This is a genomic window from Burkholderia sp. EMB26, from assembly GCF_024730645.1.
In the GTDB taxonomy this organism is placed as follows: domain Bacteria; phylum Pseudomonadota; class Gammaproteobacteria; order Burkholderiales; family Burkholderiaceae; genus Burkholderia; species Burkholderia cenocepacia.
Genome location: NZ_CP078071.1, coordinates 1,617,807 through 1,638,767 on the forward strand (window position 1 = coordinate 1,617,807; position 20,961 = coordinate 1,638,767).

General features: G+C 69.0%; 16 protein-coding genes. 6 read left to right on the forward strand and 10 right to left on the reverse strand.

From position 1 onward, the window contains the following. Nucleotides 1–13: 13 nt before the first annotated feature. Complete coding sequence (locus KU887_RS24035; RefSeq protein WP_006490057.1) at nt 14–625, forward strand: alpha/beta fold hydrolase; 612 nt, start codon at nt 14–16, stop codon at nt 623–625. Between the two features lie 63 nt (nt 626–688). On the opposite strand, the gene KU887_RS24040 is transcribed toward KU887_RS24035, so the two are convergent. Continuing rightward, nucleotides 689–2,011: an ATP-binding protein gene (locus KU887_RS24040; RefSeq protein ID WP_006490055.1), complete on the reverse strand. Its 1,323-nt coding sequence runs from the start codon at nt 2,009–2,011 to the stop codon at nt 689–691. Next, nucleotides 2,008–2,748, reverse strand: a complete 741-nt coding sequence (locus KU887_RS24045) for a response regulator (protein WP_258255634.1) — start codon at nt 2,746–2,748, stop codon at nt 2,008–2,010. Before KU887_RS24045 ends, KU887_RS24040 begins: the two co-directional genes overlap by 4 nt. Nucleotides 2,749–2,980: 232 nt before the next feature. On the opposite strand from KU887_RS24045, the gene KU887_RS24050 reads away from it, so the two are divergent. Next, complete coding sequence (locus KU887_RS24050; RefSeq protein ID WP_006490070.1) at nt 2,981–3,562, forward strand: thioredoxin family protein; 582 nt, start codon at nt 2,981–2,983, stop codon at nt 3,560–3,562. Between the two features lie 50 nt (nt 3,563–3,612). Here KU887_RS24050 and KU887_RS24055 read toward each other — a convergent pair whose 3' ends face one another. Next, on the reverse strand, nt 3,613–4,251 hold the full coding sequence (locus KU887_RS24055) for an FMN-binding negative transcriptional regulator (protein WP_058903525.1): 639 nt from the start codon (nt 4,249–4,251) through the stop codon (nt 3,613–3,615). A 124-nt stretch (nt 4,252–4,375) separates the two neighbouring features. On the opposite strand from KU887_RS24055, the gene KU887_RS24060 reads away from it, so the two are divergent. Both KU887_RS24060 and KU887_RS24065 read left to right on the forward strand, forming a co-directional pair. Beyond that, nucleotides 4,376–5,884 (forward strand): PLP-dependent aminotransferase family protein, encoded by a 1,509-nt coding sequence (locus KU887_RS24060; RefSeq protein WP_060264420.1) that lies wholly within the window; start codon nt 4,376–4,378, stop codon nt 5,882–5,884. A 124-nt stretch (nt 5,885–6,008) separates the two neighbouring features. Continuing rightward, nucleotides 6,009–8,240 carry a penicillin-binding protein 1A gene (locus KU887_RS24065; RefSeq protein WP_258255636.1) on the forward strand — a complete coding sequence of 744 codons (2,232 nt, stop codon included), beginning with the start codon at nt 6,009–6,011 and terminating at the stop codon, nt 8,238–8,240. 165 nt (nt 8,241–8,405) lie between these two features. On the opposite strand, the gene KU887_RS24070 is transcribed toward KU887_RS24065, so the two are convergent. Genes KU887_RS24070 through KU887_RS24080 form a run of 3 tightly spaced genes read right to left on the reverse strand, consistent with a single transcriptional unit; the run spans nt 8,406 to nt 11,471 of the window. Next, on the reverse strand, nt 8,406–9,008 hold the full coding sequence (locus tag KU887_RS24070) for a hypothetical protein (protein WP_230205717.1): 603 nt from the start codon (nt 9,006–9,008) through the stop codon (nt 8,406–8,408). Further along, entirely contained in the window at nt 8,977–10,077 is a 1,101-nt protein-coding gene (gene add, locus KU887_RS24075) for an adenosine deaminase (RefSeq protein WP_258255638.1), read from the reverse strand. Before add ends, KU887_RS24070 begins: the two co-directional genes overlap by 32 nt. Nucleotides 10,078–10,121: 44 nt before the next feature. Then, the gene (locus KU887_RS24080; protein ID WP_258255639.1) at nt 10,122–11,471 is read right to left on the reverse strand and encodes an NCS2 family permease; all 1,350 of its coding nucleotides are present in this window, start codon (nt 11,469–11,471) and stop codon (nt 10,122–10,124) included. 94 nt (nt 11,472–11,565) lie between these two features. Between KU887_RS24080 and KU887_RS24085 the strand changes: the two genes are divergently transcribed. After that, a complete protein-coding gene (locus KU887_RS24085; RefSeq protein ID WP_006495136.1) occupies nt 11,566–12,474 on the forward strand; it encodes a LysR family transcriptional regulator in 909 nt (302 codons plus the stop codon). Nucleotides 12,475–12,513: 39 nt separating this feature from the next. Here the strand turns inward: KU887_RS24085 and KU887_RS24090 are convergent, their stop codons facing one another. The 4 genes from KU887_RS24090 to KU887_RS24105 form a co-directional block, all read right to left on the reverse strand. Next, on the reverse strand, nt 12,514–13,566 hold the full coding sequence (locus tag KU887_RS24090; RefSeq protein ID WP_060210949.1) for a nucleoside hydrolase: 1,053 nt from the start codon (nt 13,564–13,566) through the stop codon (nt 12,514–12,516). A gap of 9 nt (nt 13,567–13,575) precedes the next feature. Next, the gene (locus KU887_RS24095; protein WP_006491111.1) at nt 13,576–14,688 is read right to left on the reverse strand and encodes a porin; all 1,113 of its coding nucleotides are present in this window, start codon (nt 14,686–14,688) and stop codon (nt 13,576–13,578) included. A 161-nt stretch (nt 14,689–14,849) separates the two neighbouring features. Next, nucleotides 14,850–16,157 carry a hypothetical protein gene (locus KU887_RS24100; RefSeq protein WP_258258447.1) on the reverse strand — a complete coding sequence of 436 codons (1,308 nt, stop codon included), beginning with the start codon at nt 16,155–16,157 and terminating at the stop codon, nt 14,850–14,852. Nucleotides 16,158–16,552: 395 nt separating this feature from the next. Next, complete coding sequence (locus tag KU887_RS24105; RefSeq protein ID WP_006495132.1) at nt 16,553–17,971, reverse strand: MFS transporter; 1,419 nt, start codon at nt 17,969–17,971, stop codon at nt 16,553–16,555. A gap of 447 nt (nt 17,972–18,418) precedes the next feature. On the opposite strand from KU887_RS24105, the gene KU887_RS24110 reads away from it, so the two are divergent. Next, nucleotides 18,419–20,881: a DUF3772 domain-containing protein gene (locus KU887_RS24110; RefSeq protein WP_196433620.1), complete on the forward strand. Its 2,463-nt coding sequence runs from the start codon at nt 18,419–18,421 to the stop codon at nt 20,879–20,881. Nucleotides 20,882–20,961: the final 80 nt, after the last annotated feature.

Below are 20,961 nucleotides of genomic sequence, written 5' to 3' on the forward strand. Positions count from 1 at the left end.
ACACCAACACGCCATGCCCGCTCCATCGCAATTGCTCTTCCTGCCCGGCGCATCGGGCAGCACCGCGTTCTGGCAACCGCTGGCCGGCAGGCTCACGCATCCGGCCGAGCGGCGGATCGTCGCGTATCCGGGCTTCGGCGACACGCCGCGCGATCCCGCCGTCGACGATTTCGACGGTCTCGTGCGTCATGTGCTCGCAAGCGTCGACCGGCCGACCGCCGTGATCGCGCAATCGATGGGCGGCGTAATCGCGATGCGCGCGGCGCTCGACAAGCCGGATCTCGTCACGCATCTCGTGCTGACGGTCACGTCCGGCGGCCTCGACATGGCCGGACTCGGCGCGCAGGACTGGCGCGCCGGTTTCGCCGAGGCGAACCCGCGGTTGCCGGACTGGTTCATGACGTTGCGTGCGGACCTGTCTCAGGACATCGGCCGTATCGCGCAGCCGACGCTGCTGCTGTGGGGCGACGACGATCCGATCAGCCCGGTCGCGGCCGGCCGGCGTCTGCTCGAACGGCTGCCCGATGCGCGGTTGCACGTCGTACCGGGCGGCCGGCACGATCTCGCGGCCGTGCATGCGCAAGCGCTCGCGCCGCTCGTCGACCAGCATCTGCACCGCGCGTGACGTCGCCCCCGTCGCATGCGCCGGCACGCGCCCGACACCGCGACGCTCGCGCGCCGCGTCGCATCAGCCCGCGTTCCTCAGCGTCAACGTCGCTTCGAGCCCGCCGCCGTCGGGCCGGTTGCTCAGCGTGAGCGTGCCGCCCATCGCCAGCGCCAGTTGCCGCGCGATCGCGAGGCCGAGCCCCGTGCCGCCGGTATCGCGATTGCGCGACGTCTCCACGCGCCGGAACGGCTCGAACACCGCGTCGAGCTGGTCGTCCGGAATGCCGGGCCCGCGGTCGAGCACCGCGATCACCGCGCCGCCGTCCGGCGCCGCCCGCACGTCGATCTCGGCCGCGCCCGCGAACTTCAGCGCGTTGTCGACCAGGTTGCCGACGATGCGGCGCAGCGCCTTCGGCCGCGTGACGAGCGCGAGCGGCGCGCGGCTGTGCAGCGCGACGTCCTGCCCCGCATCCGTGTAGTCGCACACGATGCTGTCGAGCAGCGCGTCGACGTCGATGCGGCGTGCGGCTTCCTCGGTGCCGTGCAGCGTCCGCGCGTACGCGACGCCCTCCTTCACCAGATGCTCCATCTCCAGCAGGTCCTGGCGCAGCTTCGCGCCCTGCGTGTCGTCGTCCATCACGTCGACGCGCAGCCGCATCCGCGTGATCGGCGTCTGCAGATCGTGCGAGATCGACGCGAGGATCTGCATGCGCTCGGCCATGTACTGCGCGATGCGGTCCTGCATCGCGTTGAAGGCCCGTGCCGCGCGCGCGACTTCCGACGGCCCGTCTTCGCTCAGCCGCTCGCCCTTCAGGTCGGGGCCGAGTGCGTCGGCGGCCTGCGCGAGCTGCTTGAGCGGCCGCGTCGCGAGCCGCACCGCGAGCCAGCAGCACGCGGCCAGCACCGCGAGCTGCACCACGAGCACGGCCGGCAGCCAGCCCGACAGCGGCACCGTCGACATCGGATGAATGTCGATCGTCAGCGGCGAGCCGTCGGTCAGCCGCAGATGCACCTGCAGATGTTCGCGGTCGCCGGGGATCGAATTCGCGGTCAGCGGATAGTCGCCGCCGATGCCGTCCGAGATCGAGCGCTCGACGCGCGCCGACAGCCGCGCCTCCGGCGGCGTGCCGGTTTCGCCGGGCCCGAGGATGAATGCATAGCTGCGCCGTGCGAGGCGCGGCAGCCACGCGGTGCGCTCGGCGGGCGGCAGATGGTCGAGCAACGCGACCGAGCTCGCGACCTCGCGCTCGATGTAGCCCATCATCAGGTTCGTGGTCGCCTGGTCGCGCTCGGTCACGGTGAGCCAGAACGACAGCGTCTGCGCGAGCGCCAGGCCCACGCACAGGATCAGCGCGAGCCGCGCGAACAGCGAACGCGGCCAGCGCCACAGCGTGCGCGCGCTCATGGCGTACCGTCGACGGCGGTCACGGCCGACGAGAACACGTAGCCCTCGTTGCGCAGCGTCTTGATGTAGCGCGGCTCGCGCGCGCCGTCGCGCAGCCGCTGGCGCAGCCGGCTCACCAGCAGGTCGATCGAGCGGTCGAACGGGTCGGACTGGCGTCCTTGCGTGAGATTGAGCAACTGGTCGCGCGTCAGCACGCGCTGCGGGTTGTCGAGGAACACGCGCAGCAGCCGGTATTCGGCGCCGCTCAGCGCGACGAGCGTGCCGTCGGCGTCGAGCAGATGGCGCCCGGTCGTGTCGAGCTGCCATTCGCCGAACGCGAGCAGCGCGGCCGTTTCCGTGACCTGCATGCCGGGCGGCAGCATGCGCGCGCGGCGCAGCACCGAGCGAATCCGCGCCAGCAGCTCACGCACCGCGAACGGCTTGGCCAGGTAGTCGTCGGCGCCCATCTCGAGGCCGATGATGCGGTCGGTTTCCTCGCCGCGTGCGGTCAGCATCAGCACCGGTACCGTGCGGAACTTGCCGGCGCGCAGGTCGCGGCACAGCGTCAGGCCATCCTCGCCGGGCAGCATCAGGTCGAGCACGATCAGGTCGGGCGCGCCGTCGTCCAGCGCGTTGCGCATCTCGCGGCCGTTCGCGGCCAGCGACACGCGCATGCCGTTCTTCTCCAGGTAGTCCGCGATCAGTTCGCGGATCGCGCGATCGTCGTCGACGATCAGCACGTGGTCGAGCTTGTCCATGAGTCGTTGCCGGTATCGGTGTCGGGGTTCGGGCGGGGCGATGTCCGCTTTTATACCGCACGGCGGGCACGCGTTTGTATCGCAATGTATCGCGGCGCCGCGACGACACACAACATTGCACACGCGCGGCTGGCCGGACACATCGCGGATACGTCGGCGCCGCCTAATGGGGCCTGTCGAAACCGTCCGGCCGCCGCCCTCCCGCCGCGGCCCCAAAGATCAGGAGAACGCCATGCTGCCCCGCTTCAAGACCGCCGCCCTCGTCATCGCCCTCGCCGCCACGGCCGGGCTCGCCGCCTTCGCCGGCACCCGCGACGACGCGGGCGTGCAGGCAGCGCCGGCCGGCATGGCGGCGCCCGGTTTCACCGGCATCGACCGCTGGCACAACAGCGCGCCGCTGACGCTCGACCAGTTGCGCGGCAAGGTCGTGCTCGTCGATTTCTGGACGTATTCGTGCATCAACTGCATTCATACGATCCCGTACGTGAACGACTGGTATCGGAAGTATCGCGACCAGGGGCTCGTCGTGGTCGGCGTGCATACGCCGGAATATCCGTTCGAACGCGACGCGAAGAACGTGGCCGATGCGATCAGGCGCTTCGACATCCGGTATCCGGTCGCGCAGGACAACCGCTACGACACGTGGCGCGCATACGGCAACCAGTACTGGCCCGCGCTGTACCTGATCGATGCGAACGGCAAGATCGTCTATACGCGTTATGGCGAAGGCGGGTACGACAAGACGGAAGCCGCGATTCGCGGCGCGCTCGCGCAGGCGGGGGACGGGACGAAGGGTGCGACGCGCACGCCGTGACCGGGGCCGCGCGCGGGCTCGCCACGCGCCCGCGCGCGGCGGTCATGCGCTCATCCGCGCTTCGCGTCGGCCTCCGCCAGCATCGCCTCGCCGATCGCGAGCTGGCCGTCCGCGACCAGCGCTTCGCCCGCGCCGCGAATATCGGCCGCGGGCTTGTTCTGCCCGAGCTTGCGCTTGCCGACGAGCTGCGTGATCTCGATCTGCAGCCCGACGATCGCTTGCAGCATCGCGTCCATGTAGTCCTGCGGCGCGTCGCCCATCTTCCACGGCACCGGCTGCGACGCTTCGTGCGTGCGCGTCAGCCGCGCGACCACGCCTCGCACGAACTTCTCGTCGTCGCGCACCGTGATGCGGCCGTGCGCATGCACGACCCGGTAGTTCCAGGTCGGCACCTCCCGGTGCGTCGCCTGCTTGCTCGGATACCAGGTCGGCGAGATGTACGCGTCGCCCGCACGGAAGATCACGAGCACCTCGTCGCCGTCCGCGACGTCCTGCCAGACCGGATTCGCGCGGGCGACGTGTGCATGCAGCTCGCCGAGCCCGCCATCGCCCGGCATCGGCGCGAACGGGAGGTGGATCGCATCGAGCCCGCTCTTGCCGTGCGTGATCAGGCTGCCGAACGGGTGCTGCACGATCAGCTCGCGCAGCGCGTCCGGATTGGGTTCGTTGTAATCGGCGGGGATGTACATGTCGGCTCCACGGTCGTACGGGGTGGGAAAGGGGCGCGGGCGCAGGCCCGTCATGCGTCGATTGTGGCCTTAAACTGGTTTATCCTGTAGAGCCGGTTTGAAACAATTTCAGCAGACCAGAATCATGGCAAGAACGGCCCGGATCGTCGAAATCCCGTCGCTCGGCGCGCTCGATCGCGCGGCCGGCGACCTGAGCCGCCAGCTCGCGCAGGCGCTGCGCGATGCGGTGCGCCGCGGCGACGTCCGGCCCGGCGACACGCTGCCGTCCACGCGGCTGCTGGCGGCGTCGCTGCAGGTGGCGCGCGGCACCGTCGTCGACGCGTATGCACAGCTCATCGCCGAAGGTTTTCTCGAATCGCGCGGCGGTGCGGGCACGCGGGTCGCGCACGCGCTCGCGGAGCCGCCCCCCGTCGACGAACCCGAACCACCCACCCGCCATCAACGCCCGGTACGCGACGCCCTGCCCGAACCCGCCGCCGCCTTCGCGCGGCTTGCCAACGAATTCAACCCGCTGCCGGCGATGCCGTTCGCGATCTCGGTGCCGCTCGGCCTCACCGCGCCCGACGACATCTGGCGCCGGCTCGGCAATCGCCTGCGCGCCCGCGGCGCCGGCGCGCCGTCCGGCTATGCCGATCCGCAAGGCGCGCTGCCGCTGCGCGAAGCGATCGCCGACTACGTGCGCCGATCGCGCTCGGTGCGCTGCGATGCCGGCCAGGTCGTGATCACGAGCGGCACGCAGCAGGGGCTGCATCTCGCGAGCCAGGTGCTGCTCGGCGACACCGACCGCGCGTGGGTCGAGAATCCGGCCTACCGCGGCATCACCGCGCTGCTCGAAAGCACCGGGCGGCGCGACGCGATGGTGCGCGTGCCGGTCGACGCCGACGGCCTCGACGTCGACGCCGGCATCCGGCTCGCACCCGATGCGCGCGCCGCGTTCGTCACGCCGTCGCACCAGTACCCGCTCGGCATGCCGTTGAGCATGGCGCGCCGCAATGCGCTGCTCGCATGGGCGCGCGCGCACCGCGCATGGGTCGTCGAGGACGACTACGACAGCGAATTGCGCTACGAAGGCTATCCGTTCCCGTCGCTGCAAGGCCTCGCGCCCGATCGCGTGATCTATCTCGGCACCTTCAGCAAGATCCTGTTTCCATCGCTGCGGCTCGGCTACGTGATCGCGCCCGACGATCTCGTGCCGGCGTTCTGCGGCGCGCGCGTACTGATGGACCGCCACGCGCCGACCGCCGATCAACACGTACTCGCCGCGTTCATCGCCGACGGCCATCTCGACCGCCACATCCGCCGCGTGCGCGGCGTCTATGCGGAACAGCGCGCGCTGCTGATCGACACGCTCGGCGCGCGACTGCCGCGCGAGCGCGCGTGGGTGCAGCCGGGCGACCAGGGAATGCACGTCGTGCTGTGGCTCGCGGCCGGCATCGACGATCTCGACGTGGTCGCGCGCGCCGCCCGGGCCGGTGTCGCGGTGCGCGCGGTGTCGCCGATGTTCGCGCCCGGCACCGCGCGCCCCGGGCTCGTGCTCGGCTTCGGCGGATTCGGCCGCGCGCAGATGGAAGCGGCCGCGCAACGGCTCGCGGACGTGGTTTCGTCGGTGGAATCGCGGCCCCACGGGCGGTAAAAGGTTGTCGGCGGGCAACAAACGTAATCGTCTGTAAATCCTGCAAGCAAACGGCCGTTTCGGCCGCCGGCGCGCGGGTTCCGTTTGCTAGGATCGCGCGTCTTCCTTCCGCGCCCCTGCCGCCTTGAATCGTTTCGTGCCGTTGCTCCGCGACGCGTGGCTCCGTTGCCGCGCCCGTGTCGCGCCATTCGCCGCCGCCTGCCGCACGCGCCTCGGTGCGCTGGGCGCCGGCGCGCTGCATCGCCTGCGCCATCCGACCCGGCGCGGCGTGGCGCTGACGTTCGCCGCGATCCCGGTGCTGGGCCTGCTGGTCCTGCTCGCGTTCGTTCCGTTCACGCCGAGCATCGGCGACATCCGCAAGGCGCGCATCGACCGCCCCGCGCGCGTGCTGTCGGCCGACGGCCAGCTGATCGCCGAGTTCCGGCCCGTGAACCGCGAATGGGTGCCGCTCAGGCAGATCTCGCCGCACATGGTCGACGCGCTGATCGCGACCGAGGATCACCGCTTCTATTCACATCACGGCATCGACTTGCGCCGCACGCTCGCGGCCGGCCTGCATACGTTCTCGGGCAGCCGCCAGGGCGGCTCGACGATCACCCAACAGCTCGCGCGCAACCTGTATCCGGACGAAATCGGCCGCGCGCCGACGCTCACGCGCAAGGTGAAGGAGCTGATCACCGCGTTCAAGATCGAAGCGGTGTACAGCAAGGACGAGATCCTCGAAACCTATCTGAATACCGTGCCGTTCCTGTACAACGCGTACGGCGTCGAAATGGCCGCACGCACCTACTTCGGCAAGTCGGCGAACCAGCTCGACATCGCGGAGAGCGCGACGCTCGTCGGGATGCTGAAGGGCAACAGCTATTACAACCCGGTGCTGAACCCGGAACGCTCGGTCCAGCGGCGCAACATCGTGCTCGGCCGGATGGCGCAGATGGGCATGCTGTCGCCGCGGCAGCTCGCGAAGCTGCAGCGCCAGCCGCTGCGCGTCGATTTCGAACCGCAGACGGCGCAGCCGGGCCTCGCGCCGCATTTCGCGGTGCAACTGCGCAAGTGGCTGATCGCGTGGGCCGACCGCAACAACTACGATCTCTACGCGGACGGCCTCGTCGTGCGCACGACGCTCGATGCGCGGCTGCAGGACATGGCCACGCAGGCGCTGACGCGGCAGACCGAACGGCTGCAGGCGATCGCCGACGGCGCCTGGCGCGGGCCGTCCGGCTGCGGGCTGCGCAACGACCTGTTCCGCGGCTTCATGCGCCAGACGCCCGAGTATCGTCAGGCGCGCGACACGGGGCTCGCCGACGTGGTTGCGCTGAAGCAGCTCGGCGCGAATCGCGAATTCATGCGGGCGCTGTGCGAGCGCAAGACGCAGGTGCAAGCCGGCTTCGTCGCGATCGATCCGCGCAACGGCGCGATCCGCGCGTGGGTCGGCAGCCCCGATTTCGGCAGCGCGCCGTTCGATCACGTCGCGCAGGCGCGGCGCCAGCCGGGTTCGACGTTCAAGCCGTTCGTCTATGGCGCCGCGTTCGCGGACGGGATGCGGCCGGGCGACACGTTCGTCGACCGCCCCGTCGCGATCCCGATCGACGGCCGCGCCGTGTGGCGGCCGACCGATGCGGAACCGCCGACCGGCGAGCCGATGACCCTGCGCGACGGGCTGGCGCTGTCGCGCAACCGCATCACCGCGCAGGTCATGCAGCGCGAAGGCGCCGCGAAGGTCGCGCAGCTCGCCCGCGCGATGGGGGTGCGCGACAGCCCGCTCGACGCGGTGCCGTCACTCGCGCTCGGCACGAGCCCGGTCACGCTGAAAGAGATGGTGTCCGCGTACGGCACGATCGCGAACCGCGGCGTGTACGTCGCACCGCAGACGATCACGCGCATCGAGGATCGCGACGGCAAGGTGCTCGCCGCGTTCGGCAGCGCGCCGCCGGAGCGCGCGTTGCCGGAGGCCGCCGCGCAGACGCTCGTCGACGCGATGCGCGGCGTCGTCGACTACGGGACCGGCGCGGACATCCGCTCGCGCTACGGGATTCGCATCGACGTCGCGGGCAAGACCGGCACGACGCAGGACAACACCGACGGCTGGTTCATCCTGATGCATCCGCAACTCGTGGCCGGCGCGTGGGTCGGCTTCGACGACGGCAGCGTGACGCTGCGCAGCGACTACTGGGGCGCGGGCGCGCACAGCGCGCTGCCGATCGTCGGGTCGTTCTACGATGCGGCGTTGCGCGCGCAGGCGATCGATCCGCACGTGCAGTTCTCGCCCGACTTCCGGCCGCGCAGCGCACCGGCGCCGAGGCGGCGCGCGCAGCCGCATTCGGGCCTGTTCGACTGGTTGAGGTTCTTTCGCTGATCGGGGTGGCTGCGCGCCGGGCTACCGAGGCGTCGTCATCATGTGTCAGTCCGCGTACAGCCACACGGGCACGCCGTCGCGATCGTCATCGAACAGCGCAGCGTCGCCGAGCCGCGTGTAATGCGGCGGGTGCAGCACGGTGCCGTCCGCGCGCGGCAACGGCCTTCACGGCGCCGACGGCGAAGCGCCGCTGCGCGCGACCCGATACAGCTCGATGCCGTCGACCTGGAAGCCTTGCGTCATCAGCAGCAGGACGCCGGTGGTCGAACGCTTCGTCGTGAAGCCGTTGCCCGTGATGGACGTGACCTGGTACGGTGTCCCGATCGGCATCCTGATGATCTGGCCGCCCGGCACCTCCAGCACGCATGCGTCGGCAGGCGGCTTCTCCGGACCGTCCATATCGAGTTCAGCCACGTGCACCGGCGCCGTATCGACGCTCCAGCGCCCGGCTTCACGCGCGCGCAGCACGATGTCGCTCCCCACCTTCTCGACCCGCATCGTCGCGGGCTTGCCGGCGGCCGGCGCGTAATCGCCGAGTAACGCATCGCAGGCGGTGCCGGCTCGCGCGGACAGCGAGACGAACAACATCAGACAGAAAGCGGGAATACGCACGGTGGAGCCTCTCAGGTTCGAATTGCTATTGGAATGCCGGCGCGGGCGCGCACGGCGGCGGCGCCACGACAGGGTGCTGCCGGACGCCAATATAGCGAACACAAGCGGCGTGTGCCAGTCTGGCTCAGCCCGCCGCGAGCGATGCAGCAAGCGCATCGAACTCCGGCGCCCACGCGGCACGCCACGCCGCCTTCGTCGCGTCGTCGACCCACGCGCCGTCGATCCCGTTCAGCATGAACTGCTTCAGGTCGGCGACGGTAAAGCCGAAATGACTGAACATCAGTTCCCACGCCTCGGCCGGATTGACCTTGTGCAACGTCGGATCGTCGGTATTCGGATGAATCTTCAATCCGAGGCCCGGCATCTTGCGCATCGGATGCAGCTCGGCCCATTGCTCCGGCGGCAGCGTGCGCAGGTAGTACGAATTGGTCGGCACGACGGTAAACACGATCCCGCGCTCCGCGTAGCGCGCGCACAGCTCGGGGTTGTCGACGACCGTATAGCCGTGATCGACGCGGTCGACCTGCAACAGATCGACGGCCGTCTCGACGTTGCGCCACGGCATCCCGAACTCGCCCGCATGCGCGGTCGTGCGAAAGCCGGCCGCGCGTGCATTGCGGTACGCCTTCCAGAACAGTTCGGGCGGCCGGTCGTTCTCGCGATAGTCGATGCCGAGCCCCGCGACTTCCTCCGCCCGATTCGCCTTCATCCACTCGACGATCTCAACCGCTTCGTCGGGGTCCTGCTCGCGATCGATGCTCGGAATCAGGCGCGCGCCGATCCCGAAATCGCGCGCGGCATCGCGGATCGCCGTCACGATCGCGGCCTGCGCGTCCGCATACGCGATGCCCGACACGCGCACCGTTCCCGTCGGATTCCAGAAGAATTCCGCATGCCGCACGTTGTGCGCGGCCGCGTCTTCCAGATACTCGTATGCGATTCGGCGCAGGTCGTCGGGTTGCGTCAGCAGGTACTTGTCGAGCGCACGCAGCACGTGCAGCACGCCGACCGGCTTCTCGCCGCGCGCGTAGAACGCGTCGATCTCCGTCCGCTCGATCGGTGCGCCGCTGCGTTCGGCCAGCGCGACGAACGTGTCGTGCCGCACCGCGCCGAGCAGATGGCAATGCAGCTCGACCTTCGGCAGCGCGTGGAAGAAGGCCCGATGGGCCGGCGTGATGTCGATGCCCGTGCGCGCGGCCGGGACGTTGCCTGGTGTTCCCTTCATCTCAGTCTCTTTTTCGGTAGTGCGATGCGTGGCGAAGCCGTCTCTCAGTGCGGCTTCACGACGGTCCAGAAGTAATAGCCGAGCGGAATCGCAAGCACGACGAGCCCCCACGACACGTCGCGCCAGCGGCCGGCCAGCAGCTTGACGAGCACGTAGCACAGCAGCCCGCCTGCAATGCCGGTGCCGAAGCTGTTCGACATCAGCGTGAGCAGCACCATCGACATCACGGGCAGCGCATCGGTGAAGTCGTCGAAATGCGTATGGCGGATCGTCGCGAACATCGACAGCCCGATCAGGATCAGCGCCGGCGCGGTCGCCTCCTTCGGGATCGCGAGCGCGACCGGCACGAACAGCAGCATCGCGGCGAACAGCACGGCGGCAGCCAGCGACGACAACCCGCTGCGGCCGCCGGCTTCGACGCCCGCCGCCGATTCGATCAGCGCGGTCAGCGCCGGAATGCCGAACACGGGCCCGAGCGTCGCGGCGAGCGAATCGACGAGGAACGGCCGGTTGATGTCCGGCAGGTTGCCCTGTTCGTCGAGCAGGTTCGCCTTCGCGCCGACCGCGAGCGCGGTGCCGAGCGTCGAGAAGAATTCCGCCGCGAAGAACGCGAACAGGTACGGCGCGGCGGCCAGGCTCAACGCGCTGCCGATATCGAGCTTGAACGCGATCGGCGCGATGCTGTGCGGCAGCGACACGAACGACGCCGGCAGGTGCGTGACGCCGAGCGGCACGCCGGCCGCGGCCGCGACGAGGATCGCGATCAGGATCGCGCCGGGCACCTTGCGCGCCTGCAGCACGATCGCCACCGCGAGGCCGATCAGCGCGACCAGCGTGCCCGGCCGCGAGAAGTCGCCGAGCGCGAACGCGTTGGTCTTCGCGTTCGCGACGACCATCCCCGCATTGCGCAGCCCGAGCATCGTGACGAACAGCCCGATCGACGCGCCGAGCCCGAGCTTGATCTGCACCGGAATCAGCCGCACCACGACGCCGCGCGCGCCGAGGACCGTCAGCAGCAAGAACAGCACGCCCGACACGCACGCGATGCCGAGGCCCGTCTGCCAGCCGACGTGCTCGGTCGTCGCGAGCGTCACGCCGATGATCACCGAGCCGCCGATACCGGGGCCGACGAGGAACGGCAGGTTCGCGTAGAGCCCCATCAGCGTGGTGAACAGCACGAACACGACGATCGTCGCGGTGGTCGCCGCGCCGCGCTCCATTCCGCCCGTCGCGAGCAGCGACGGGATCACGACGAGCAGGTACGCGGCCGCGAGGAACGACGTGACGCCCGCGATCGTCTCGGTGCGCACGCTCGTGCCGCGCGCGGCGAGCGCGAAGCGGCGTTCGAGCCAGTTGGCCGGCGCACGTGCCGGCATCGTGTCAGTCGCTGACATGGTGGTTCTCCTGTGATTCCGAATATTGTCCTGTGTCGGTTCGTGCGGCGCGGTCTTATACTGCCGCGTACCGCTTCCCGACCGTCATTGCCCGATGTCCGACCGCTCGTCGCTGCTGCCCGCGCTCACGCTGCGGCAAGTCCAGCACTTCGTAGTCCTTGCGCACGCACGCAGCTTCACGCAGGCCGCGCAGGCGCTGTCGCTCACGCAGCCCGCGCTCACCGCGTCGATCCGCCAGATCGAATTCCTGCTCGGCGGCCGCCTGTTCGCCCGCACCGCGCATCGCCTCACGCTCACCACCGCGGGCGAAGCCGTGCTGCCGCTCGCCGAACGCCTGCTCAACCAGGCGCGCGGCACCTTCGACGACATGACGCGGCTCATCGGCGAACGCATCCAGACCGTGCGCATCGCGTTCATTCCGTCGGTCGCGGGCCGCCTGCTGCCCGCGCTCAACGCACTGCGCGGCACGCACCCGACGCTGCGCTTCACGCTGACCGATTTGCCGAACAGCGCGCTCGTCGAAGCGGTGCGCGACGGCGTCGCGGATCTCGGCATCGGCGTGCGCGAACCCGATAGCGACGACGGCACGCTGCGCTACCAGCAACTGTTCGAGGACGAGATCGTGATCGTCGTGCGGCACGACGATCCGCTCGCCCGCGCGAAGAGCGTCACGTGGGCGAAGCTCGTCGATCGCGAACTCGCGGTGTTCGTGCGCGGCAGCGTCAGCGAATCGCTGCATCGCACCGGCGGCGCCGGGAAGCTGCGCCTGAACGTCACGTACCGGATGGAATACACCGAGCCGCTCTACGCGCTCGCGCGCAACGGTCTCGCGACCGCCGTGCTGCCGAGCCTCTACACGATGCATCTGCACGATCCCGAGCTCGTCGCGCTGCGTGTCGACAAACCGCGCGTCACACGTGCGATCTCGCTGATCTCGCTCGCCGCCGACGATCGCGGCCCGCACGTGCGCGCGTGCCGCGAGTGGATTGCGAAGCACATCTGATGCCGCGTCCGCCGCGCTTGCCGCATTTGCCGCGCGCGTTCAGGGCAGCTTCGCGATGCGCTCGACGAGCGTCGCGTAGAAGCGGTCCGCGTCGACCTCGTTGATCCACGTCGCGTTCGCCGCACGGCCGCTGCGCCCGTTCCAGTCGACGATCGTCTCGCCGAGCGTCCACTGCCCGGTCGTCTCGACCACCACGTTCACCTTGCGTCCGCCGAACAGCGTCGGGTCGACGAGATAGCCGACGGCCGTCGGGTCGTACATCGGCGCGTCGTCGATCCCGCGCCGCTTCTTGTTGTAGGCCAGTTCCGCTTCCATGATGTCCGCGACGATCGCGCCGCAGCGGTTGCCGAGCGCGCGGAACGGCGCGACCCGCGCCGGCGTGATCGGCGCCTTCACCGCGACGTCGCGCGGCAGCACGACGATCGGCACGCCGCTGCCGAACACGACGTCGGCCGCCTGCGGATCGACGTAGATGTTGAACTCGGCGGCCGGCGTGATGTTGCCGCGCTCGAAGAACGCGCCGCCCATCAGCACGATGTCGCGCAGCGCGGCGCGAACCTGCGGCGCCTCGACCAGCGCGGTCGCGATGTTGGTCAGCGGGCCGAGCGCGCACAGCGTCACGCTGTTCGGCGCCGCGCGGCTCAGCGTATCGACGAGGTACGACACCGCGTGACCGGCGGCGAGCGGCGCGCGCGGCGCGTGCAGTTCGACGCCTTCGAGCCCCGTCTTGCCATGCACGTTCGCGGCCGTCACGAGGTCGCGCACGAGCGGGCGCGGGCAGCCCGCGTACACCGGCAGCGTCTTCGTGCGGCCGGCCCAGTCGCGGATGATCCGTGCATTGCGTTCGGTGAGGTCGAGCGGCACGTTGCCCGCCACGGCCGTCAGCGCGCGCACGTCGAGTCGGTCCTGCGCGCCGAGCGCGAACAGGATCGCGATGGCGTCGTCCTGCCCCGGATCGGTATCGATGATCACCGTGCGGCGCGCGGCGTCGCCGCCGGCCGCGAACGCGCCCGTTTCGGGCAGCAGCGCGGTGCCGGCCAGCGCGGCCGACAGTTTCAGGAAGGTGCGGCGGGATGCGATCGGATGGGTCATGGTCGGTGCTCAGAAGACATGCCGGACGCCGAGCGTCGCCATCATCTGGCGCGTGCCGGTCGAACGCGCATACGCGAAGATCTGCGCATGATCCGCGTCGCCGGCCGCCTGCTGCGCGATCACCGTCAGCGCGACGTCGGTGCGTTTGGACAGGAAGTAATCGGCCTGCAGGTTCACCTGATGCCATTTCGGACGCTTGTCGATCACGTCGTACTTGCCGTTCGTGAATGCATACGCCGCGCCGAGAAAGAGCTGCGGCGTCATCGTGTAGACGACGTTCACGCCCAGGTTCTGCAGGTGCAGATGCGAATTGTCGAGGTAATCGTAGCGCACGTCGGTGAACATCGCGGCGAACTGCGCGCGGCCGATCGTGTAGAAGCCGCCCGTGCCCGCGATCCGCTGCCGGCTCGCATACGCGGCCGGCGTCATCGCGCTCTTGCTGAAGATCAGCAGCGGCGACGCGTAGTCGTTCGCGATCGCGCCGTCCTGGTTCGTCGCGCTGTAAGGATGGTTGTACTGCGCATAGACCGCGCTCCAGCGCAGCGGGCCACGCTCATAGCCGAGCCCGAAGCTGTACGCGCTGTTGTTCGCGAAACCGGTCGCATTGCTGAAGCCGTACAGCGCGGTGAACTTCAGCCCGTAGTAGACGGGGCTCACGTACTTCACCGAGTGCTGCACGCGGATGTCGTTGTAGCCGTTGTCGTTGTCGCCGATGTTCACGCCGTTGCTCGCGATGATCACGGGCCCGATGTAGTCGTGGATCGCGTCGTACTGGCGACCGAACGTCAGCGAGCCGTAGGTGCGATCGGCCAGGCCGACGTACGCCATGCGCCCGAACTCGCGGCCGTTCTGCGCGGCCGTGCCCGTCATCACGTTGAAGCCGTTCTCGAGCTGGAACACCGCGGACAGCCCCTGCCCGAGATCCTCCTTGCCCTTCAGCCCCCAGCGCGGGTTCTGGTTCGTGCCGGACAGCGCCTGCCATGCATTCTTGCCGCCCTGGTTCGTCGCGAACCCGACACCGGCCGAGATCAGACCGTACAGCGTGATGCTGCTTTGCGCACAGGCATGGGTCGCGAAGGCGCCGAGCATCGCGAGCGGAGCGAGCTTGTAGAGAGTTTTCATGCGGGTCGTGTGGTCGGTGGTGGTCCAGGCGCGGCAGGGTTCCGCGAAACTGGACTCGACTATACGAACCCGGATCGGATAATAAAAGTTTGCTTTCCTTATATCTCAATAAAACGGATTTATTCTCATCCTCGCACCGCCCGCACCCGGCGAAGCGGCGCTCAGTCCGCCGTATCGCCGCCCTTCGGCAGCTTCGACCATGCGCCGCGCCCTGGCAGCGGCGACCACGCCGGGCGGGTCTTGCGGGCGCTGTCGATCACGACCAGGTAGCGGCCCGCGATCGGCGTGATGTCGCGATCGCGACGCAGCACCCACAGCGACTTGCCGGCCTCGACGCGGGCCTGATAGTCGTCGTCGAGCAGCCCGTGCCGGTCGAGGAACGTGTTCAGCGACGCGGGAATCCGCACGCAGCCCTTCGAGTGCCGGATACCGAGCAACGCTTCGAGCCGGTCGGGGTCGGTCGCATGCATCTGGAAACGCATCGGCGACACGCCGCCCTTGCCCCAGCCGCGCTCGCCGTCCACCCAGCCGAAATCGTAGATGCGCATGTCGCGGTGACCGTAGCCGCGAATGCCGTTCTCGTTCGTCGTGCCTTCCGCGCGGAAATCCATCGTGTCGGGCGAGTGATGAAACACGCCGAGCGGCGTCAGGAAATGGTCGTACTGGCCCGGCAGTCCGGTGCCGACCGGCGATGCGCCGATCATCAGCCACGCATTGGCCGGTGTCGCGCGAAAGTAGATGAACAGCGCCTGCACGTTCGGCGCGCGGTCCACCATCGCGACGTATTCGCCGGCGAGATCGCCGAGATCCGCATCGGCGAGCGCTTTCTGGAGCCGCTCGCCGTACGCGCGCTGCTCGCTCGCGGGCACGTTCAGGCGGCGCGTGACTTCCTGCATGAAACGCTTGCGCATGTCGAGCGCGCGTGTCGTCGCGTTTTGCGCGTCCTCGGCCGACAGCGGCGGATGCCGACGCGGCGGCGTGGGCGGAGGCGGTTCGGCCTCGCTGGCGGGCGTGCCGGAGGCGGCCGATGCAGGTGCGCCGGCCGATGCCGCCGATGCCGCGGAAGCGGCCGACGCACCGGATGCCGCGCTTGCGGATTCCGCGCGATTCGCCTGTGACGCGGCGGATGTCGGCGCTGCGGCCGATGCGTCCGACGCCGCATGCGCGGACGAAGCCGGATGCGGACGGGAGGCTGCCGAAGCAGGCGACGCGACGGATGAGGATTGCACAGCAGACGACGGAGCGCCGGACGCGGCAAAGGCAGGTCGTTGTGCGACAACGGAAATCGACACCGCGGCAGCAAGCCACACGGATGCGGCGACTGCGCGGTTGAGGCAACGCGGCTGCGCGAAGCGCCGCGTCAAGTGGGCAAGAATCATAGGTTCGAAGCCATCGGCCGATCCGGCCGCCGCATGGTGCTGCTGCGAGCGGCGCATCTTCCGCGCAAGCCATCGACACGCCCGGCACATCGCGTGCGCCCGGCGCCGACGCCTCTTCACGGCGGAGCCATTCGCTGATGCAACGCGGGCACTCCGATGGCGGCTAATGAGTCGTCAGGCCCCCTATTTTACTCGTCCATGCGCGAATCGGCCGCGGCCGGAAGCACGCTTTTACGGGGGATTGCGCTTCGTCACGCTTTGTTTCAACTCGTTGCCGCGTGCGTATTCGTGGCGTGGCACGCTTGCGTGTTCGATGCTTTCGGCACGCGGCCGAGTGCTGACGCGATGGATCCGGTTCGAGCGCGTCTCCCGGTTGATTCGCATGACGAAGTATTTTGTCAACGGGCCGGTCCGGAAGCGGAAACCCCGGACCGCATCGCACGCATGCCGCAGCGAACCGTGCGACATGCGTGCGCACCCGCCGATCACTTCGAGATGGTTTCGAGCGCGATGCCCTTCGTGCGCGGCCCCATCAGCCCGATCGCGGCCATCACGATCACCATCGCGCCCGCGATGAACGCGAACACGCCGAACGTGCCGAAGCCGCGCAGCACGGCCGCGATCACGAACGACGAGAAGATCGCCGAGAAGCGGCTCCACGAATAGACGAAACCGACGGCCCGCGCGCGGATCGACGTCGGGAACAACTCGGCCTGGTACGCGTGGAAGCTGTACGACATGATGTTGCTCGCGAGCGTGAGGCCGATGCCGAGCACGATCAGGAACGCGCCCACCGTCGTCTGGCTGAACAGCAGCCCGCAGACGACGATCGCCGCCGCCATCGCGACGATCACCGACTTGCGCTCGAAGCGGTCGGCGATCACGAGGCCGATCAGCGGACCGATCGGCGCGGCGAGTGCGATCACGCTCGAATACATCAGGCTCGACGTGATCGTGATGCCCTGCTTGATCAGCAGCGTCGGCACCCAGTTCGCGAAACCGTAGAAGCCGACCGTCTGGAACACGTTGAAGATCGTCATCATGATCGTGCGGCTGCGATACGGCGGCACCCACATGTCGCGGAAGCTGCCGCGCGGCGGCACGGGCTCGGCGGGCGCGGGCGGCGGCAGCGGCCGCCCGTATTCGGCTTCGACCTTCGCCTCGAGCGCACGCATGATGCGGTCGGCCTCGTCGACGCGGCCCTGCTGCGCGAGCCAGCGCGGGCTTTCCGGCAATTCGCGGCGAATCCACCACACGAACAGCGCGCCGTGCGCGCCGATCAGCACGACCCAGCGCCAGCCGTCGAGGCCGAGCGGTGCGTGCGGCACCAGCAGGTAGGCGAGAAACGCGACCACCGGCACCGCGACGAACCCCACCGCCTGCTCGCACGCGAACGCGCGGCCACGGATCTGCTTCGGCACGAGTTCGGAGATGTACGTGCCGATCGTCACCATCTCGACGCCGAGGCCGAGACCGACGACGAAGCGCCAGAAGTTCAGCCCGGCCGCGGTGTCCTGGAACGCCATCACGACATTGGCGGCCGTGTACCACAGCAGCGACCACGTGAAGATCGCGCGGCGACCGAAGCGGTCGGCGAGGAAGCCGCACGCGATCGTGCCGATGAAGAGCCCGGAAAACAGCGCGGCGATGAAGCTCGCGACGCCCGTGGTGCCGAACAGGCCGTGCGTCGTCGCGGACAGGATGCCGCTTTTCACGAGGCCCGGCGCGACGTAACCGCTGTAGAGCAGGTCGTAGAGTTCGAAGAAGAAGCCGAGGCTCAGCAGCACGACCAGCTTCCAGACGCTGCGCGTCGGCGGCAGGCGGTCGAGGCGGGCCGAGATGGCGCCGGGGTCGATGGAAGGGGATTGGGCAGGTGCCTGGGAAAGGCTGTCCGTTGAGGCCATCTTGGGCGCGTCTCCTGATCGTGTCGTGTTGTGCGTTGTCGTCCGGCGGACCGCCGAACCGCCGCCGGGCGAATCGCTGCATTGTACCGGCAGCCCCGTTCGACGCACGGGCAAGCCGGCAGGCCGGACGCAGTGCGGGCACCGAAGCCATTCGATGCCCCGTTTTCGCGCCTGAAAATGTGTAACTTGCGTAACCGTGTGTCGGCACCGACTGCGCGTTCGCGTGGCGTTCCGCTACCACCGGCCTCGCGCGCAGGCCGCGCAGGCGGGTGATGACGGGCCTCCCGCGCTGCTTCACCCACGCACGCGCCGCCGGAATCGCCGCGAATCGCAACACGCAATCGGGACAACCACGCGTTCCGCGCCCCGGTAACATGCTAGCGGGCCAACTACCGGCTTCCGGCTGCCTTTCGGCAATCGGCATTGTCGGCAAATCGTAAGCATTCCATGTCCATACAACGACTCTCCACGTACGCCCGCCGGATCGCGCTGATCGCGCTGCTGCAGTTCGCGGCGATCGCGACCGCGTCGGCGTTTCCGGCGGCCGCTTCCGCGCCCGTCGCGAGCGGCGTCGGCGCCACCGCGCCGGCCATCTCGCTGCCCGACGCCGTCGCGCAGCTCAAGCAGATGCAGGCCGAGCTGGACCGCATCAAGCAGCAGACCTCCACCGCATCCAACAGCAAGGAGCTGGATGCGCTCGACGATTCGGCGCAGGAACTGAGCACCGATGTCGCGAAACTGCAGAGCGATCTCACGCCGCAACGCGCGCAGGTCCAGGCGCAACTCGACGTGCTCGGCCCGCCGCCGGCCGAGGGCGCCGCGCCGGAAACGCCAGCCGTCGCGAAGCAGCGGGCCTCGCTGGACGCGCGCAAGACGCAGATCGACGCCGCGCTGAAGCAGGCCGCCGACCAGAAGACGAGCCTCGCGAACCTGACCGAGCAGTTCGCGAAGCTGCACCGCAGCCTGCTGAAGAACCAGCTCGCGTTCCGTTCGGGCAGCATCTTCAGCGCGCAGTTCTGGCTGCCGCTGTTCCACCTGTCGCCGGACGATCGCCAGCGGCTCCAGGATTTCGACGACGAACTGTTCGACATGCTGCGCTCGTCGTGGGTGCCGGGGCAGCGGGCCATCACCGCGGTGCTGCTGATCGCCGCGTTCGCGGCATGGCTCGGCGGGCGCCGCCTCATCGAGCGCGGGCTCGCCTGGATCGCGCTGAACCGCCTGCCGCCCACCCGCTTGCGCCGCAGTGCACTGGCGCTGTCGACCGCGCTGTCGACCTTCCTCGCGACGGCCATTGCGATCCAGATCCTCTACCTCGCCGTCGCGCGTCATTACGAGCTCACGCCGTCGCTGACCGATCTGTGGGACCAGTTCGCGAAGCTCGCCGCAACCTGCGCACTGATCGCCGGGCTCGGGCGCGCACTGCTCTGCACGAAACATCCGTCGTGGCGACTGCCCGCGCTCGCCGATCCGGTCGCGCTCGCGATGAAGCCGTTCCCCGCGATCCTGGCTGCGCTGCTGCTGGTGTCGGGCACGCTCGAATCGATCAACCGGATCGTCGACACCAGCCTGTCGGTCACGCTGTTCGGTCGCGGCATCGTGTCGCTCGTCGTCGCGCTGACGGTCGGCGCGTCGCTGTTGCGCGCGAACCGTGCGCGCGCCGCGCTCGCGGCGGCAGGCGAGGCACCCGAGCAGCGCTCGACGCTCGCGGGCCTGATCCACGCCGGCGTCACGCTCGCGATCGTCGCGTCGTTGATCGCCCTCCTGATCGGTTACATCACGGTCGCGCGCTTCATCACGTACGAGCTCGTATGGTTCGAGATCGTGCTGTGCGCGACCTACATCCTGATCCAGTTGACGCGCGACGCGAGCGAAAGCCTGTTCTCGTCGAGCCTGTCGACGGGCCAGCAGATCAAGCACCTGTTCGCGCTCGAAGACCGCCACCTCGACCAGGCGCGCACGGTCCTGTCCGGCTTCGGCACGAGCCTGCTGATGCTGATCGCGGCGATCGCGCTGGTGACCGGCGGCTTCGGCACGACGCCGGGCGACCTGCTCGACAGCGCGGTCGCGATGATCGGCAGCCAGCGGCTGCAGAGTCTGAACATCATGCCCGACCGGATCATGAATGCCGTGATCGGCTTCGCGATCGGCTTCTACCTGCTGCGCTCGCTGCGCCGCTGGCTCGACGGCGAGTTCATGCCCGCGCTCGGCATGGACACGGGCATGCGCGTGTCGCTGATCACGCTGTTCACCAATGTCGGCTACGTGCTGCTCGTCCTGATGACGCTCGGGCTGCTCGGCGTCAGATGGAACAATCTCGCGTGGATCGTCAGCGCGTTGTCGGTCGGTATCGGCTTCGGCCTGCAGGAAATCGTGAAGAACTTCGTGTCGGGGCTGATCCTGCTGACCGAGCGCCCGGTGAAGGTGGGCGACATGGTCAGCATCGCGGGCGTCGAAGGCGACATCCGCCGCATCAACGTGCGCGCGACCGAAATCCAGCTGAGCGACCGCTCGACCGTGATCGTGCCGAACTCGCAACTGATCTCGCAGAACGTGCGCAACGTGACGATGGGCAACAGCACGCAGGGCGTCGCGACGCTGGTGCTGACGTTCCCGCTGAACACCGATCCCGAGCAGGTGCGCGACCTGCTGCTCGATGCGTATCGCGCGCATCAGGCGATTCTCGAGAAACCGGCGCCGTCGGTGACGTTCAGCCAGCTCGCGCCGGACGGGATCACGCTGAGCGTGACGGGCTACGTGTCGAGCCCGCGGATCGCGAGTTCGACGAAGAGCGATCTGCTGTTCGAGATCCTCAAGCAGTTGCGCGCGGCGGGGATCACGCTGTCGAGCCCGCAGATGCTGGTCGTGCAGAACATGCCGGCGAACGATGGCACCACGCGGCACGAATCGTAGGCGAGCCATCGAGCGGGTCCGCTCACGATCGATCGGCGCGGCGCACGCATCGCAATAAACGACCAGGGCCGGTTACCGCT

What these genes read in the sequence shown, in the direction of transcription:
- KU887_RS24050 (WP_006490070.1), top strand. Translation starts at nt 2,981, where the DNA reads ATGCTGCCCCGCTTCAAGACCGCCGCCCTCGTCATCGCCCTCGCCGCC.
- KU887_RS24035 (WP_006490057.1), top strand. Translation starts at nt 14, where the DNA reads ATGCCCGCTCCATCGCAATTGCTCTTCCTGCCCGGCGCATCGGGCAGC.
- KU887_RS24040 (WP_006490055.1), bottom strand. Translation starts at nt 2,011, where the DNA reads ATGAGCGCGCGCACGCTGTGGCGCTGGCCGCGTTCGCTGTTCGCGCGG.
- KU887_RS24110 (WP_196433620.1), top strand. Translation starts at nt 18,419, where the DNA reads ATGTCCATACAACGACTCTCCACGTACGCCCGCCGGATCGCGCTGATC.
- KU887_RS24090 (WP_060210949.1), bottom strand. Translation starts at nt 13,566, where the DNA reads ATGACCCATCCGATCGCATCCCGCCGCACCTTCCTGAAACTGTCGGCC.
- KU887_RS24070 (WP_230205717.1), bottom strand. Translation starts at nt 9,008, where the DNA reads ATGCGCTTGCTGCATCGCTCGCGGCGGGCTGAGCCAGACTGGCACACG.
- add (WP_258255638.1), bottom strand. Translation starts at nt 10,077, where the DNA reads ATGAAGGGAACACCAGGCAACGTCCCGGCCGCGCGCACGGGCATCGAC.
- KU887_RS24095 (WP_006491111.1), bottom strand. Translation starts at nt 14,688, where the DNA reads ATGAAAACTCTCTACAAGCTCGCTCCGCTCGCGATGCTCGGCGCCTTC.
- KU887_RS24100 (WP_258258447.1), bottom strand. Translation starts at nt 16,157, where the DNA reads ATGTGCCGGGCGTGTCGATGGCTTGCGCGGAAGATGCGCCGCTCGCAG.
- KU887_RS24080 (WP_258255639.1), bottom strand. Translation starts at nt 11,471, where the DNA reads ATGTCAGCGACTGACACGATGCCGGCACGTGCGCCGGCCAACTGGCTC.
- KU887_RS24045 (WP_258255634.1), bottom strand. Translation starts at nt 2,748, where the DNA reads ATGGACAAGCTCGACCACGTGCTGATCGTCGACGACGATCGCGCGATC.
- KU887_RS24055 (WP_058903525.1), bottom strand. Translation starts at nt 4,251, where the DNA reads ATGTACATCCCCGCCGATTACAACGAACCCAATCCGGACGCGCTGCGC.
- KU887_RS24085 (WP_006495136.1), top strand. Translation starts at nt 11,566, where the DNA reads ATGTCCGACCGCTCGTCGCTGCTGCCCGCGCTCACGCTGCGGCAAGTC.
- KU887_RS24105 (WP_006495132.1), bottom strand. Translation starts at nt 17,971, where the DNA reads ATGGCCTCAACGGACAGCCTTTCCCAGGCACCTGCCCAATCCCCTTCC.
- KU887_RS24060 (WP_060264420.1), top strand. Translation starts at nt 4,376, where the DNA reads ATGGCAAGAACGGCCCGGATCGTCGAAATCCCGTCGCTCGGCGCGCTC.